General features: G+C 48.1%; 16 protein-coding genes. 4 read left to right on the top strand and 12 right to left on the bottom strand.

Annotated features, from left to right (window positions below; all coding sequences use genetic code 11):
* Nucleotides 1-201: 201 nt before the first annotated feature.
* Nucleotides 202-837: a GNAT family N-acetyltransferase gene (locus tag L1N85_RS00320; RefSeq protein WP_235234309.1), complete on the top strand. Its 636-nt coding sequence runs from the start codon at nucleotides 202-204 to the stop codon at nucleotides 835-837.
* 32 nt (nucleotides 838-869) lie between these two features.
* Nucleotides 870-2,048 (top strand): acetoin utilization protein AcuC, encoded by a 1,179-nt coding sequence (locus L1N85_RS00315; protein WP_235233459.1) that lies wholly within the window; start codon nucleotides 870-872, stop codon nucleotides 2,046-2,048.
* Nucleotides 2,049-2,139: 91 nt separating this feature from the next.
* On the opposite strand, the gene L1N85_RS00310 is transcribed toward L1N85_RS00315, so the two are convergent.
* From L1N85_RS00310 to L1N85_RS00295, 4 genes are all read right to left on the bottom strand, one after another.
* Nucleotides 2,140-2,838 carry a 5'-methylthioadenosine/adenosylhomocysteine nucleosidase gene (locus L1N85_RS00310; protein ID WP_235233458.1) on the bottom strand — a complete coding sequence of 233 codons (699 nt, stop codon included), beginning with the start codon at nucleotides 2,836-2,838 and terminating at the stop codon, nucleotides 2,140-2,142.
* 5 nt (nucleotides 2,839-2,843) lie between these two features.
* Nucleotides 2,844-3,848, bottom strand: a complete 1,005-nt coding sequence (ccpA, locus tag L1N85_RS00305; RefSeq protein WP_235233451.1) for a catabolite control protein A — start codon at nucleotides 3,846-3,848, stop codon at nucleotides 2,844-2,846.
* Nucleotides 3,849-3,985: 137 nt separating this feature from the next.
* Nucleotides 3,986-4,363 (bottom strand): hypothetical protein, encoded by a 378-nt coding sequence (locus L1N85_RS00300; protein WP_328285125.1) that lies wholly within the window; start codon nucleotides 4,361-4,363, stop codon nucleotides 3,986-3,988.
* 195 nt (nucleotides 4,364-4,558) lie between these two features.
* On the bottom strand, nucleotides 4,559-4,996 hold the full coding sequence (locus L1N85_RS00295; RefSeq protein WP_235233443.1) for a VanZ family protein: 438 nt from the start codon (nucleotides 4,994-4,996) through the stop codon (nucleotides 4,559-4,561).
* Between the two features lie 54 nt (nucleotides 4,997-5,050).
* Between L1N85_RS00295 and L1N85_RS00290 the strand changes: the two genes are divergently transcribed.
* Nucleotides 5,051-5,581 carry a type 1 glutamine amidotransferase domain-containing protein gene (locus L1N85_RS00290; protein ID WP_235233439.1) on the top strand — a complete coding sequence of 177 codons (531 nt, stop codon included), beginning with the start codon at nucleotides 5,051-5,053 and terminating at the stop codon, nucleotides 5,579-5,581.
* Here L1N85_RS00290 and ptsP read toward each other — a convergent pair.
* The 6 genes from ptsP to L1N85_RS00260 form a co-directional block, all read right to left on the bottom strand.
* Nucleotides 5,578-7,320, bottom strand: coding sequence for a phosphoenolpyruvate--protein phosphotransferase (ptsP, locus tag L1N85_RS00285; RefSeq protein ID WP_235233438.1), 1,743 nt, complete (start codon nucleotides 7,318-7,320; stop codon nucleotides 5,578-5,580). The two genes, L1N85_RS00290 and ptsP, sit on opposite strands and share 4 nt — an antisense overlap.
* Nucleotides 7,317-9,203, bottom strand: coding sequence for a glucose PTS transporter subunit IIA (locus L1N85_RS00280; RefSeq protein ID WP_235233436.1), 1,887 nt, complete (start codon nucleotides 9,201-9,203; stop codon nucleotides 7,317-7,319). Before L1N85_RS00280 ends, ptsP begins: the two co-directional genes overlap by 4 nt.
* A gap of 152 nt (nucleotides 9,204-9,355) precedes the next feature.
* Entirely contained in the window at nucleotides 9,356-9,970 is a 615-nt protein-coding gene (locus L1N85_RS00275) for a polyadenylate binding domain-containing protein (protein ID WP_235233428.1), read from the bottom strand.
* Between the two features lie 122 nt (nucleotides 9,971-10,092).
* Nucleotides 10,093-10,527, bottom strand: a complete 435-nt coding sequence (locus tag L1N85_RS00270) for a CoA-binding protein (protein WP_235234308.1) — start codon at nucleotides 10,525-10,527, stop codon at nucleotides 10,093-10,095.
* A 32-nt stretch (nucleotides 10,528-10,559) separates the two neighbouring features.
* Complete coding sequence (gene aroA, locus L1N85_RS00265; protein ID WP_235233426.1) at nucleotides 10,560-11,855, bottom strand: 3-phosphoshikimate 1-carboxyvinyltransferase; 1,296 nt, start codon at nucleotides 11,853-11,855, stop codon at nucleotides 10,560-10,562.
* 79 nt (nucleotides 11,856-11,934) lie between these two features.
* The gene (locus tag L1N85_RS00260; protein WP_235233417.1) at nucleotides 11,935-12,459 is read right to left on the bottom strand and encodes a shikimate kinase; all 525 of its coding nucleotides are present in this window, start codon (nucleotides 12,457-12,459) and stop codon (nucleotides 11,935-11,937) included.
* Nucleotides 12,460-12,603: 144 nt separating this feature from the next.
* On the opposite strand from L1N85_RS00260, the gene L1N85_RS00255 reads away from it, so the two are divergent.
* Nucleotides 12,604-12,924 carry a hypothetical protein gene (locus L1N85_RS00255; protein WP_235233415.1) on the top strand — a complete coding sequence of 107 codons (321 nt, stop codon included), beginning with the start codon at nucleotides 12,604-12,606 and terminating at the stop codon, nucleotides 12,922-12,924.
* Between the two features lie 16 nt (nucleotides 12,925-12,940).
* Here L1N85_RS00255 and gndA read toward each other — a convergent pair whose 3' ends face one another.
* Nucleotides 12,941-14,353, bottom strand: a complete 1,413-nt coding sequence (gene gndA / locus L1N85_RS00250; protein WP_235233414.1) for an NADP-dependent phosphogluconate dehydrogenase — start codon at nucleotides 14,351-14,353, stop codon at nucleotides 12,941-12,943.
* 197 nt (nucleotides 14,354-14,550) lie between these two features.
* The gene (locus L1N85_RS00245; RefSeq protein WP_235233410.1) at nucleotides 14,551-15,147 is read right to left on the bottom strand and encodes a hypothetical protein; all 597 of its coding nucleotides are present in this window, start codon (nucleotides 15,145-15,147) and stop codon (nucleotides 14,551-14,553) included.
* Nucleotides 15,148-15,165 lie beyond the last annotated feature (18 nt).

Below are 15,165 nucleotides of genomic sequence, written 5' to 3'. Positions count from 1 at the left end.
CTTTCATAACAAAGCCGATACTCGAGGCAAACAAACCGGCATCCGCTTGCGCTTCCAGTGGCCTTTGAACCGCCACAACCATTATAGCATAACCTTTTTCTATTCGACTACGCTTTTCATTTTCGCAAATGTTTGTTATAAAGAGTAATAGACATTACAGTTCGAGCAGTCATATGCAGCAAAGGGGGGGCATCCTTGGCCTTGGAACATCGAAAGCGTTTGCAGCGGGATCAGCTCGCTCTAGACGACAGCCGTGAACTTATTATTGAAGGCCCTGTTCTGCCGGGGAAGCTGACAGGCTTAAACATGCATCATGCACTGGACGCCTTCCGCAAACCGCATGAACAGCACGAGGCGCTCGTTGAAATAGCAGGTCTCGAGGAAGGCCGCATTATTTTAGCTCGCGAAGGAGACATCATCGTGGGGTACGTTACGTTCCATTATGCGGATGAGCTCGAGCGTTGGTCCACCGGCGGCATGACCGATCTTATCGAGCTCGGAGCGATCGAGGTAGCGGATGACTATCGGGGCTTTGGACTCGGAAAACGAATGATTCAGCTTGCGTTTGCGGAGGAACAGCTGGAGAACATGATCGTTTTTACGACCGAATACTACTGGCATTGGGATTTGGAAGGCACGAAGCTAAACGTATGGGATTATCGCAAAATGATGGAAAAGCTGATGAAAGCAGTCGGCATGACCTGGTTCGCGACAGACGATCCCGAAATATGCTCCCATCCCGCGAATTGTCTTATGGTGCGGATCGGCAAAGAAGTCCCGCTAAGCTCCGTCGAGCAATTCGACCGCGTCCGTTTCAGACAGCGCTTTATGTACTAATGTCAAGCTTAAAACCGTTTAGGAGGACAGCGATGGCTTCAGATGCTGTATTCATCTATCATTCAGATTCTAATGGATATAAGTTTGGCGAGGAGCATCCCTTTAATCCGCTCCGCCTTACATTAACGATTGATTTGCTTAAAGCCGCAGGAGCCTTGTCGGAGGAACAAATCGAAGCCCCGCTTCCCTTATCGGATGACAAGCTGCTGACACTCGTTCACCGATCAGACTATTTAAACGCCGTTAAGCAGCTAAGCGAGGGCTCTGCCACGCATGAAACGGACAACATCGCGCAGCAGTTTGGGCTGAACACGGAGGATACGCCTTTCTTCCCCGGTATTCATAAGGCAGCGGCCTCAATCGTTAGCGGCTCTGTCGCAGCGGCTGAAGCCGTTATGTCGGGTCGGGCCGACCATGCCTATCACCTGGCTGGCGGACTGCATCACGCCTTTCCGGATCGGGCTTCCGGCTTCTGTGTGTATAACGATGCGGCTGTCGCGATCAAGCATATTCGTCGTACTTACGATGCGAAAGTGCTTTATATCGATACCGATGTTCATCACGGAGACGGCGTGCAATGGGTATTTTATGACGATCCTGACGTGTGCACCTATTCCATCCATGAAACCGGAAAGTTCTTGTTCCCTGGTACCGGCTTTGTACATGAGAAAGGTATAGACAGTGGCTTTGGCGCATGCTTTAACGTACCGCTCGAGCCTTATACGGAGGATGAATCATGGTTGGAAAGCTTTAATTACACCCTCCGCAAAGTAATCGCAGCTTACAAACCGGATGTCATTATCAGCCAGCACGGCTGCGACGCGCATGCTAATGATCCGCTCTCCCACATACATTGCAGTATGCGCATCTATGCTGAAATTCCGGCGATCATCCACGAGATTGCTCATGCCCATACGAACGGGCGCTGGATCGCTCTCGGCGGCGGAGGCTACGATATTTATCGCGTTGTGCCAAGAGCCTGGTCCCTCGTATGGCTAACGATGATCGATCATCCCCTTGCGGCGGCAGCGGCGGCCGGCGAAGATCTATTATTGCCCGAGAGCTGGCTCGAACGATGGACACCCCATAGCCCCTGCAAGCTCCCGGAATTTTGGCTAGATGATCCAGCCAGTTTTGAACCTATGCCTCGACGTGCCGAAATATCGGAAAAGAATAGAAAAACACAAGCAATCGTCGTACAAGATTTATAGCATCAATAGGAGTGCACATAAAACAGCTGGAAACGAAAAGCAACAGCTCCGATAAATGACCGAAGCTGTTGCTTTTCTTGTAAAACGCATCTTACATATGCTTGACCATCTCATCAATTATTTGATAGGAATGGTTAGAGGCTGTCACTGTAAAGTCAGCAAAATTCACATGCGCAGAGCCGTCAGCCTTATCCGACATCGAACGAATGACAACAAACGGAATCTGGTTCATGTCGCAAACCTGCGCGACCGAAGCTCCCTCCATTTCGGCGCAAGCGCCTTGCATCGTTTCATGCAGCAGTCTCACTGTTTCACGGCTTGCAATGAACTGATCTCCCGACAGCACCTTACCTTTGAGGCTATTCCCTGAAAAAAGTCGATTGCTCGCTGCCGCGGCAAGCTCTATTAAACGTTCATCCGCTGCAAACTCCGATCTTGCATGAAAGGGTATCGTTCCTCTAGCAAAACCAAGCGGCGAGCAATCCATATCATGCTGCATGCAGCTTGTGGAAATAACGATATCGCCTATATTAAGCTGCGGATCGACAGCACCCGCAACACCCGTGAACAGTACGCAATCCACGCCTGAATCCAGCAGGATTTGCGTACATACCGCAGCATTTACTTTACCTACTCCCGATTTACAGAAGATTACCGATTTGCCGTGTAACATCCCCTCGTAATAGGTAATGCCTGCTTTCGTCGTTTGAGATGCTACGTCCACATGCTTATGCAGCAATTCAATTTCTTCTGCCATAGCGCCAATAATGCCAATTTTGTTAAAAGCCATTTCTTCTATATTCCTCCAACAGATTGGCGCATCACCATTTCATGCGGCAGCACCACTTTGGATTGTTCGACATTTTCTTTCTTCATCAGCTTGGTTAGCAAACGCATGGAAACGGCGCCAATGTCGTACATGGGCTGCGCTACGGCAGTTAGCTGCGGGCGAACCATGGATGCCATCCGGCTATTGTCAACGCTTATAACCGAGATATCGTCTGGAACCTTTAAACCGGAGTCTTGAATGCTGTGAATGGCGCCGATCGCCATTTCGTCCGTTGCCGAAAAAACAGCCGTCGGACGCTTGTCCAGCGCGATAAAGTAATTCATCGCATCCGCTCCGGATTCATAACGATAGTTGCCAATTCGAACGAGAGATTCGTCATAGGAAATCCCAGCCGACTCAAGCGCCCGCTTATAGCCTTGGAATCTCGCATAGCCGAGCGATGGATCCTGTAAAGTCCCGCTGATCATGGCGATGCGGGTGTGGCCCTGCTCCAATATTTTTTTGACAGCGTCAAAGGCCGCATCTTCATGATTAATATCAACAGATGGGATTTGTCCGCTTTCATCGGAGGTCGCACATAGCACAATAGGAACATTGGCTGTCTTGAAAGCCTGCAAATGCTCTTCGGTTACTGCTCCGCCCATGAATAACAGCCCGTCAACCTGCTTCTCCAGAAGCGTGTTAATGACCCGGATTTCCTTGTCCTTTTTCTTATCGGCATTGCACAAAATGATATTATAATGATACATATTCGCAATATCTTCAATGCCGCGGGCTACCTCGGCAAAAATGGCATTTGAAATATCGGGAATAACAACCCCAACCGTAGTTGTTTTCTTGCTTGCGAGTCCGCGTGCTACCGCATTTGGACGATATCCGAGCCGTTCAATTGCTTCATAAACCTTCTTCCGTGTTGCTGGCTTCACATTCGGATTGTTATTGACAACCCGGGAAACCGTTGCCATCGATACTCCTGCTTCTCTTGCTACATCATAAATGGTTACCGTCACAATGCTTCTCTCCATTAGCTCAGATTTTAACATTACGTACGCCGCATATTAACGTAATCATACGACAAAATATTACTTTTCGCAATGTTCACGCTAGCCGAGGTCTGATCCGTTAGGTGAAAAGCCAAATCTGAGTATTATGTATGAAGGATGCGACGGCTAATTTGTTCAAGCCGCTTATTAATATCGGTTACCCATGCTTCGTCATTTAGCGAGCGGGCGAGCAAATATAAATCCAGCAGCTTATTGATTCTCTGTCCAATCAGCTTCTCTACCGCATTCTGATCGGTCTTCAGCTTATCAACCTTCGCCTCCACTAGCAGATCTGCCCATTCGTTACATTCATTGAATAAAAACGTCTGTTTATCGGGCTGGGCGCCCAATTGAGCGATTAGTCCGGTTAGATCAGGCTTCACCTCTGGAAATACTTCGCTCTTATTGCAGGTTGGACAGGAATAAATCGGAACGTTATCGATCTCTACCTTACCCGAATAAATAACTGTTCGCAGTTTCATCTTCATGATGTCACCACAATGACACCTCTTTTGCAAAATGGTCCACTCCCTCTTATAGCGGCAATTGCCGCTAAACATTCCTTTCAGAGTTACAATGTATAAATTATTCGACCTTTTTTGCAAAAACTCCTGCTTACAGCCGCTTTGTAATTTTTACTACTGAGCCAAACATCATCAATTTGATAGACAAGGAAATTATGATGCGATTTTGCGCCAAAGCGCGCGAATGGGCGAAATGGCCGCAACTGCAGTCCATATCGCCGCTCCGATTATATCGTTCCGAACGTCAATCGGGTCAGGCATTCTTCCCCCAACGAAGGATTGATGGTATTCATCGGTAACGCCGTACAATCCGCAGAGAAGAACGATAACGATCTTTACCCAAAAGCGGTCAGCTCTGGCCCCTATGCCAAAGTCTATGGTCATGGCGAGAATGAAATAAGATACAAAGTGGCCCCAATTGAAATCCTCCATAAAAGGAAAAAATTTTTGAAAGAATGGGAGAATCGCATTTATTTCATCACCGGTTCTTGAGGATAGCAAATAGATGACGGCCATCCACGCTATTGCCGGCACAAATCGGAGCAATCTCCGACAAGGAATTCGTTTCGATACAAGATCCGTTTGCTTCATGGTTTCTCCTTCGGTACAATAATAGTGACATTTAATAGATGGAGGCGAATACAATTGTCATTGCAAAACAAAACCGTCATCTGCTTGCTTGACGACGAATTTGAAGATTTGGAGCTTTGGTATCCGGTATACCGCGCCCGCGAAGCAGGTGCGACCGTGCTATACGCGGGACCGGAGAAAGGTAAAACGCATATCGGAAAATACGGCGTGCCCGCGGTTGCGGATCTATCCTTTGACGAAGTGAACAGCGAAGACATAATCGGCCTGCTTGTGCCGGGAGGGTGGGCTCCCGATAAGCTTCGCCGTTATCCGAAAGTGCTGCAATTGGTTCAGGAGCTTGACGCTGCTGACAAGCCGATCGGTCAAATCTGTCATGCCGGCTGGGTACTTATATCTGCCAAAATTTTGGAAGGCCGTAAAGTGACATCAACGCCGGGCATTCGCGACGATATGGAAAATGCAGGTGCGATTTGGTTTGATGAAGCAGTCGTTGTCGACGGAAATCTCATTTCCGCACGTCGCCCGCCAGATCTGCCGCCTTATGCCAAAGCTTTCGTAGATGCATTAGAACAGCGAATGGTTTAACCATTCGCTGTTTTTTTGTCTATACGCTCCAGGAAGCCGTTCAAAATCGCTAAAATTTCAGTGCTCGTGCGGCATTCATGCAGCTGCTCAAAAACCTCTCGGCTTTCTGCCTGCGAAGTACAGAGCAGCCGCTCCTTTACTTGCAGAATCGAATGTGATGACATACTAAGCTCATCTACGTCCAGACTAAGCCAAAGCGGCAAAGCCCTTAAATCGCCTGCAAGCTCACCGCAAACACCGACTGTAATCCCATTTCGCTTAGCCGCTTCAACAGTCATTTTAAGCATACGCAGCAATGCAGGATGATAAGGCTCATACAAATGAGAAATCTCATCGTTCATCCGATCGACCGCTAACGTAAACTGAACAAGGTCATTCGTCCCGATACTGAAAAAATCAACCTCTTCAGCCAGCATATCGGCAATCATAACGGCCGCTGGCACCTCAATCATCACGCCGATCTTCATCCCTTTATCGTAAGGCTGGCCGGCCGCCTCAAGCTCGCGTTTTGCTTCATCTAATATGGCATTGGCCGCTCGAACCTCTTCAACAGAGGAAATAAGCGGATACATCAGCTTCACCTGGCCGTAATGGCTTGCCCTCAATATGGCTCGCAGCTGGGTTTTGAATAAATCCTGACGGTCGAGAGAGATCCGAATCGCTCTATACCCGAGAAACGGGTTATCTTCCTCAGGAAGCTCAAAATAATCCAGCTGCTTATCCCCGCCGACATCAAGCGTTCGAATGACTAGCGGTTCACCGCCAAGCTTCTCCGCTACACTGCGATAAACCTCGAACTGCTCTTCCTCCAGCGGAAACCGATTCCGATCCATATACAAAAATTCGGTACGGAATAATCCAACCCCATGCGCACCGCTCGATAAGGCAATTTCAAGCTCCTTGAAGGAGCTGATATTAGCTGCAAGCTCAAGCGTCTTGCCGTCAGGCGTAACGGGACGATGCCCAACAATTCCATGAAGCTTCCTCTTCTCTTCCGCTTGTAAGCGATGTAGCTCCGTATACCTGACGATCACTGGCTGCTCGGGCTCGATAAATACCGTTCCATCGATCCCATCGATAACAATCGTCTGTCCCGTCTGGATAGGCTCCTCAAGCTTCGTCTCGATTCCGACGACAAGCGGCACCCCTAATGCGCGTGCCATAATGGCCGAATGGGAAGTCGTACTGCCTGCGAGCGTAACAATCCCAAGCACATGCTGCGGATTAATATGCGCAAGCTGTGACGGGGATAGTTCCTTGGCGATCAGAATAAAGGGCTGCGTATCCGATGGCAATTTAATTTCCGGAGCGCCCAGCAAATGCTTGAGAAGTCGATTGCCTACATCTTTAATGTCAAGCGCGCGTTCCTTCATATATTCATCATCGAGCAGATCGAACATCGTTACGAAATGGTCGATCGCTTCCTTTACTGCAACCTCAGCCGCCTTATACTGGCGTTGAATAATGCCTTGTATTTCATTCATAAAAACAGGATCGTCCAAAATGGCGAGATGCGCATCGAATATATGGGTCTCCTCTGAGCCGACAACATCTCTAAGCTCGTCCTTGATCTGTTCGATCTCCGACTTCGAAGTGCGAATTCCCTCGTATACGCGCTCGAATTCACGGGCAAAATCGGCTACATCAATTTTTTGCTCCGGCAGCTCCCACTCCCAGTTAGGCAGCACGAAAGCTCTCCCGATCGCAATGCCTGCTGACGCTCCTATACCTTGAATCATTGCGTTTCCCCTCCACCATTTCTCTCTTTAAGTACAACCGACATAACCGAGGACTGCCCTTTCTTCACCGCTTTGAACGGTGCGTACCTCCATGAATGTACAAGATCGGAATTTGTGATAATCATCGGCGTAGCCAGCGACTTACTTTCCCTCCGTACCCGCTGTAAATCGAAACGTATGAGCAGCATTCCGGGAGTTACCTCGTCGCCCTCCTTCACCACTGCATTGAAATACGATTTCCCTTGCAGCTTGGAAGTATCGATTCCGATATGCATCAGAACCTCAAGTCCTTCGGGCGTGAGAATACCAATCGCATGCATCGTCGGGTAAATATGAATTACCTTGCCTTTGACAGGAGAAACGAGTTCCCCTCTGTCCGGGATGAAAGCTACGCCTTGTCCCACCAGCTTGCCGGCAAATATCGGATCCGGCACATCCTCTAGTGGTATCATTCTGCCTTGCATCGGCGAGTGGAATAACACCTGTGCTTGGTCGCGATGGATCGTTTTGATCATTTCCTCGCGAATCAGCTCGGAATAAGTACCGAATACAACCTGTACATGTCCTCCACCAAGCTTAATTACGCCGGCTGCGCCCAGATTGCGAAGAGCATTGATATCTAGCAGCTTTTCGTTCGATACCTTAAGTCTTAGCCTCGTAATACAAGATTCCATGCGCACAATGTTTTGCTTGCCGCCAATCGCTTGCAGGATAAGCGGAGCCCGATATGGGATATCGCCTGCCCACTCATCGAGCTGGGAGCCTTCCTCCCGACCCGGTGTCGGAATACGAAAGCGGCGAATAGCCCATCGAAATAAAAAATAATAGATAAGCCCGACCACAATGCCAATCGGGATAATAAGCCAGCCTCGTGTAGCCAAATGCTCGTTAATAGCAAAGTCGATCGCACCCGCGGAGAATGAGAATCCATGCTTTATGCCCAGCTCGTATGTAACCCACATAATAATGCCCGACAATAGTGCATGCACGACATATAAATAAGGAGCGACAAACAAAAAAGCAAATTCGACAGGCTCTGTAACACCGGTTAAAAAAGAAGCGAGTGCCGCATAAAGAAAGGTTTTGCGAATCTTCGGCTTTAGGTCCTCCCGTGCTTCATGTACGATTGCAAAGGCTATTGCCGGCAAAGCAAACATCATGGTCGGATACAGACCAGCCATAAACACTCCCGCACTTGGATCTCCAGCAAAAAAGCGAGGCAAATCACCGTAAACCATTTCGCCTGCAGCCGTTTCATACCCGCCTATCTGAAACCAAAACACGTGACTAACCAAATGATGCAAGCCGAAAACGACCAGTATCCGGTGAACGAATCCATATAGAAACACACCAAATCCACCGCCGGAAGCAACTATTTCGCCTAATTCGAGTAACATATGCTGCAAGTAAGGGGCTGCTTTTATCATCCCAATTGAAAACAAAAGGGTGACGCCGCTCATGAACAGCGGGACGAACCTGGGCCCTCCAAAAAACTGAATATATTCAGGAAGCCGCAGGTTTTTGAAGCGCTCATGGCTAACACCCGACATAATCCCGATTAAAGTACCTATAAGTACGGTTGGCTCAATGGGAACCTGTGATGTCGCTGTAATGCCGCTGTAAATAATCATTCCTACAAGCGCGGCCATTCCGGCCGACAAAGCATTCCCTGTCAAGCCAAGCGAAATGCCCAGTGCAAATATATAAGGTAAAAACGTGAATATCGTTTCGCTGGCTGCAATCAAGTAGCCTTCCATACCCGGTAAGCCAATAAATTCCCAAGGCAGCTTGCTTAAGCTTAGAAAAATAGCCGCTCCCGGCAATATAATCATCGGCAGCATAAAAGCCCTTCCGAGCTGCTGCAGACTTCCTATGAAGATCATCTCACACCTCCTGCATAATGCATCATGGCAAATGCCTTGTCCACTAATATCTATAACGATGTTAAGCGTTTACTCGAATTTTGTCAAAGTAAAACGGCGAGCCAGATAGGCCCGCCGATGTTGATGATTCTTTTCTTTATTTTAAAACAGGATTAGCGGGAATTGCCGGAATACGGAGACGTTGTCGTGCTTGATTGCCAACCTACATGCGAAATGACTGGACCCGATTGCTGGTATGCATTTGTAGCATCATACACAGGGTGCGGCGAATTCGTGTAGGAATGCATTGGCGTAGGGCCATAAGCGCCTTGTATGTTGGATTGCATAGAACCGCCGAAATTGGAAGTTGCATGCTGCGCATACTGATTTCCAAAATGAGCTGTTGCAGGCTGATAGAACGATTGCTGTCTGTCTTGGCCTGCTTGGTAGCCAGTATGTGCGATTACCGGGCCAACATTGCCGAATGCTGCAGCTGGCGATTGCGCATGGCTTTGAACAGGCTGATGCGACGTGTAAGCATAGTTATTGCCAGTCGGCTGCGACATGGAAGTGTAGCTTGTCGGAATAAAGTGCTGAGTTCCTTGGCTATACGAATTTGTCGCTTGATAGCCGCCTGGTTGATTCGAAACAATCGAATTAGTTTGTCTGCCAAAAGTCGGTTGACTGAGCTGTCCTTGATAGTGCGATTGTACATAGCCTGTTGGCACTTGGTTTTGGAAGCCCTGTTGACCTTGGTAATTTCCCGACTGCTGCGAATATTGATTCACGTCGTATCCTCCTTGGAATGCATTCATAAAGTCTTCAAGAAGCCGCCGCTACGAATTGCAAGTTCGGCACTCGCTCTTGAAGCCTTTCTTATTGTGCAGGAGTGACCCTTTTTTTATAAATGTTATGTTTTGGATTTTCCGCCAGGCAGCAAGATGGAGTCCTCTACCTTAATACACCGGTCCATAATGACATGCAGACCGCCCTCAGCAGCGACAGCAGCCGCTTCTTCATTGGCAATGCCAAGCTGCAGCCATAATGTTTTTGCACCAATAGCAACAGCTTCCTCGGCTACCGGAGGCGTATGCTCGCTTCTGCGGAACACATTGACAATATCAATAGGTTCAGGAATGTCTTTGAGCGATGCGTAGCTTTTTTGTCCTAATATCGTTTCGGCGTTGGGATTGACGGGAATAATCGTATAACCCTTCGCTTGCATCGCTTCGGATACCATGTACGAAACACGTTCCGGATTGTCAGACAAACCGACAACGGCAACGGTAGTGCTGTTTTGTAAAATGTCCCTTATTTGCTCGCGCGCAGGATTCTCAAATGCCATCATAACACCCCAGTCCTATCATTATATTCTTGTTAACTTTCAAGCCACTCGACGTTCGCACCAAGCGCCTGCAAATGATCGAAGAAAATCGGGTACGATTTTGCTACATGATGAGCATCGCGGATACGGATCGGATTCTTAGCGCGCAAGCCTACAACCGTTAAGGCCATAATAACGCGATGATCGTAATGCGCATTAATTTCAACACCGCCCTCGACCCCTTCCGGACGGCCATGTACGATTATTTCTGCCTGGCGCTCTTCTACGTTTGCTCCCGCTTTGCGCAGCTCGTTCAAATAATCAGTGATACGGTCGCATTCCTTGTAGCGCAAATTTTCTACATTATAGAACCGGGAAGTGCCTTCGGCGAAAACAGCCGCTGCTACCATAGCCAGTACCGCATCGGTCGCGTGATCGCCATCGAATTCTACCGCTTTCAGCTGGCCGTTTCCTTTCACATGAATGATTCCGTTCTCATGCGTTAGCGGAACCTCCATCATCTTCAATACGTCAACGACTGCCCGTTCCCCTTGTTTGCTTTTCTCTTCCAAACGGTGAACGAAAACATCCGAATTCGTTACGGCCGCGGCTGCAAGAATAGCTGCTGAGCCAGGGTAATCGCCTTGAACGGAATAGGTCTTAGCCGCATAGCTCTGACGACCCGGCACGCGGAAGCGCATGTAGTCCTCATCCGCATGAATGACGATGCCAGCTTGCTCCAGTACCTCGAGTGTTTGACCTACAACGACCTTCGATTTCAAATCATGCAGAACTTCAATCTCGCTTTCCTCTTCGAGAAGAGGTGTCAAAAACAGCAGCGCGCTCAAAAATTGCGAGCTGATGTTTCCTGACACTTGAATTTTCCCGCCCTTAGGGGCTCCTCCATGAATTGTGATCGGCAGTTTGCCTTCATTGTGATCAATAGACACCCCCATAGCTGTTAAGGAATCAATCAAATCACTATGCGGACGTTTGCCAAGCGAATCCGGATAACGATTAATGAACGTTATGTCCGGGCAAAGAGCAGCGATTGCCATCAGAAACCGCAGCACGGCTCCGGCATTTCCAACATCAAGCTGATCGACCGGCTTCGGATGACGGCCAAAGCCTGTAATAACGATTTTCTCTTCATCCTCTTCCACGATAGCACCTAAATCACGGATACAACGACGCATTGCATCACTATCTTCACTATGTGCAGGATAATAAATCGTGCTCGTTCCCTCGGCAAGAGCTGCCACCAATAGATAACGAGTCGTATAGTTTTTCGAAGAGAGCGCTTGAAGCTCACCTTCAAGTCTTGGCGTAGGCGTTACTAAAACGTCCATAGTTCGTATGATCTCCTTTTACAATAAAATATACGCAGGCACGATGGCCTATAGCCGAATCGCGCGTAGTAAACATCGTTTATTGCTGACACGTCCAATTCTCGTTTATCGCAGCAACAACCTCATCAGCGGTCATCATAGTCGTATCTACCGTAAAATGAGCAAAATCGTAAGCGTTTTTACGCTGTTCCAGCAAAACATATACTCTCTCTGCCGCATCCCCTTGCAGCAAGGGACGAGCCGTATCTGACAGCACCCTGGCAATAATTTTGTCCGGGCTGGCTTTTAGAGCGACCACATAAGATTCCTTCAGCATAAGCTCTCGGTTATATTCGCTGAGAACAGCGCCTCCCCCAGTAGCTATGACTGCAGGTTCTTCATCTGACAAAAGAGCTTCCAGCACTTTCGTCTCAATCTTCCGAAAGGCCGCTTCGCCATCGCACGCAAAAATATCAGAAATTCGTCTGCCCTCAATCCGCTCGATTTCCTCGTCTCCGTCGACACGTTTCCACCCCAGCTTATCCGATAGCAGCATGCTCACCGTTGATTTGCCGGTTCCCATAAAACCGATTAGCACTAATTTGTTTAATTGTTGCCTTTCCATCGTAACCGTTTCACCCTTTTCGTAGTTCCCAAACCATTTTTCATCAACATCATAACATTTTTTTATCAGACTCGGGTATAAAAATGTTGCATATGCCGTATGGATGATAAGGATGCATATTTAAGGATAGGAGTGACGTTAACGATGACCAGCGATCTTCATTTGTCCGCTCTCCACCCGACACAGAGGCGTATTAAAAGCATTCTCGATCCTGAACATCCCATTTGCCGCGAGGATGTGGTCTGGATGCTCGAATTTATTAAAAAAAAGGTGGCTGACGAAGATCCAGCGTTAATGGATCTGTCGCAGCCACGCTTAATGCAAAACTTTCATTTTTTTGCCGAAGCGGCCATGTCCCTTATCCATCGAAGGCATTACTGCGATCAAGAGGCCGATCGGTTACGCGACTGGCTGCGACAAGCAGCTTTCGGATTGAACAAAGATACTTCAAGCGAACCGGATTGATAAATGGCTGTCCAAATTAGGATTGCATCCAGTTGAAGTGGAAGCTGCCCTCTTTGTCCAAGCGTTTGAATGTATGCGCACCGAAGTAGTCGCGCTGCGCTTGAAGCAGGTTCGCAGGCAAACGCTCCGTGCGGTAGCTGTCGAAATAAGCGATCGCGCTTGAGAAAGCTGGAACCGGTACGCCGTTTGTAACTGCAGCGGCTATAACTTCACGCCAAGCTCCTTGATAGGACTCTACGATGTTTTGGAAATAGGAATCCAGCAGCAGGTTGCGCAGGTTAGGATCACGGTCGTAGGCATCCTTTATGTTTTGCAGGAAGCGCGCACGGATAATGCAGCCGCCGCGGAAGATCATCGCGATTTCACCGTAGTTAAGATCCCAATTGTATTCTTCGGATGCAGCACGCATTTGCGCGAAGCCTTGCGCGTACGAGCAAATTTTGCTTGCGAACAGCGCTTTGCGCACGGCTTCAATAAATGCCGCTCTGTCGCCTTGGAAAGGTGTTTTTGCAGGTCCGTTAAGCACCTTGCTCGCAGCTACGCGCTCTTCTTTCATAGCAGACAAGAAACGAGTAAACACGGATTCCGTAATGATGGAAAGCGGAACGCCAAGATCCAGAGAGCTTTGACTTGTCCATTTGCCAGTGCCCTTCTGACCGGCGGAATCCAGGATAACGTCTACCATCGGCTTGCCTGTTTCCGGATCGTATTTCGAGAAAATATCTCTAGTGATTTCGATTAGGTAGCTGTCCAGCTCGCCTTTGTTCCACTCGGAAAAAATTTCATGAAGCTCTTCAGCACTTACGTTTAGCACGTTTTTGAGCAGATCATACGCTTCGCAAATCAGCTGCATATCGCCATACTCAATTCCGTTATGTACCATTTTCACGTAGTGGCCGGCGCCGTCTGGACCAATATACGTACAGCAAGCATCTTCGCCTACTTTCGCGGAAATAGCTGTAAGGATCGGTTCAACAAGCTCATAGGCGGATTTTTGGCCGCCAGGCATGATCGAAGGACCTTTCAAAGCGCCCTCTTCGCCGCCGGAAACGCCTGTACCGATGAAACGGAAGCCTTTCGCTTCAAGGTCCTTGCTGCGGCGAACGGTGTCAGGGAAATAAGCGTTGCCGCCATCGATAATAATGTCGCCTTCAGTCAAGTGTGGAATGAGTGAGTCAATCGTTGCATCCGTTCCCGCTCCCGCTTGAACCATGATCAAAATTTTGCGCGGCACTTCAAGCGATTGAACAAACTCTTCAATCGTATAAGCAGGTACAAGATTTTTGCCGGATGTTTCTTGTATGAGGTCATCCGTTTTCTCGCGGGAACGGTTAAATACCGAAACCGTAAAGCCTCTGCTTTCAATATTAAGGGCTAAATTTTTGCCCATTACCGCCAATCCGATAACACCAATTTGCTGTTTTGACATCAGGTTCTTCCATCCTTCATCTATAATTTTTGGTCACAATAGTTTTATTTTACTCTTTTTATGACAAGAAGAAAACTGTTTGCTTGGAAAAATTGTTACTTCACCCTTATCAAACGACTTAAAAACGATCAAAGGCTGCAGGCTTTCGCACAGCATTCGATCGTTTCATGTTCGCGTATAGAGGCAATCCGGCATCATCAAAGCTCTAGCTGCAGCATTTCTGTACGGAGTACCATTAGTTTTTCCTTCGAAGCCGCTGCCGCTTCCTCATTATTGTCCTGCAAAGCATCATGCAGCATCAATAGCTCATAATCCAGCTCGTATCTTAGGACGATTGCACGCTCTTCCGCACGCTTCGACTGAAACGCCTTGATCATTTCCTCTATCGTAACGAAAGGTTTCTTCTGATAAATAATGCGATGTTCCATACCGGACACCTCCACGAGTCGTATAATCTCACCGAACATAATGCTCTCAATGACGATTTGACGATCTTTAATGCGCTTTACTACCGCATGTCCACGTGTGTCATTAATCAGCTTTTCAATCAATTCCGAAAGCTTCTCGTCTTTAATGATGTAATCCCCGACAATTTTGTAACGGTTCTTCATTCGCTGGAATTGAAGCTTTACGAGCTTGCGGCCAGTTCGAATGGATACGAGGAACTGCCCCTCCGTTTCACTCCAATACAAGGAGTACCCTTCCTGAATAAGATCACGGATGAGATTTTGGATTTGCCGGCGGTCAAATCGCAGCTCCAAATTGCAATATTCGACTTCGTGGCTTTTGTTCACGGCAATCCCTCCCTTACT

Origin of the sequence: Paenibacillus alkaliterrae, assembly GCF_021532375.1 — a bacterium.
In the GTDB taxonomy this organism is placed as follows: domain Bacteria; phylum Bacillota; class Bacilli; order Paenibacillales; family Paenibacillaceae; genus Pristimantibacillus; species Pristimantibacillus alkaliterrae.
This window is presented reverse-complemented; position numbering and strand designations above follow the sequence as displayed.

Excerpts from the sequence above, each read along its gene's own strand:
- L1N85_RS00315 (WP_235233459.1), top strand. The coding sequence starts at position 870 with ATGGCTTCAGATGCTGTATTCATCTATCATTCAGATTCTAATGGATAT.
- L1N85_RS00310 (WP_235233458.1), bottom strand. The coding sequence starts at position 2,838 with ATGGCTTTTAACAAAATTGGCATTATTGGCGCTATGGCAGAAGAAATT.
- L1N85_RS00300 (WP_328285125.1), bottom strand. The coding sequence starts at position 4,363 with ATGAAACTGCGAACAGTTATTTATTCGGGTAAGGTAGAGATCGATAAC.
- L1N85_RS00295 (WP_235233443.1), bottom strand. The coding sequence starts at position 4,996 with ATGAAGCAAACGGATCTTGTATCGAAACGAATTCCTTGTCGGAGATTG.
- ptsP (WP_235233438.1), bottom strand. The coding sequence starts at position 7,320 with ATGATTCAAGGTATAGGAGCGTCAGCAGGCATTGCGATCGGGAGAGCT.
- L1N85_RS00280 (WP_235233436.1), bottom strand. The coding sequence starts at position 9,203 with ATGATCTTCATAGGAAGTCTGCAGCAGCTCGGAAGGGCTTTTATGCTG.
- L1N85_RS00270 (WP_235234308.1), bottom strand. The coding sequence starts at position 10,527 with ATGGCATTTGAGAATCCTGCGCGCGAGCAAATAAGGGACATTTTACAA.
- aroA (WP_235233426.1), bottom strand. The coding sequence starts at position 11,855 with ATGGACGTTTTAGTAACGCCTACGCCAAGACTTGAAGGTGAGCTTCAA.
- L1N85_RS00260 (WP_235233417.1), bottom strand. The coding sequence starts at position 12,459 with ATGGAAAGGCAACAATTAAACAAATTAGTGCTAATCGGTTTTATGGGA.
- L1N85_RS00255 (WP_235233415.1), top strand. The coding sequence starts at position 12,604 with ATGACCAGCGATCTTCATTTGTCCGCTCTCCACCCGACACAGAGGCGT.
- gndA (WP_235233414.1), bottom strand. The coding sequence starts at position 14,353 with ATGTCAAAACAGCAAATTGGTGTTATCGGATTGGCGGTAATGGGCAAA.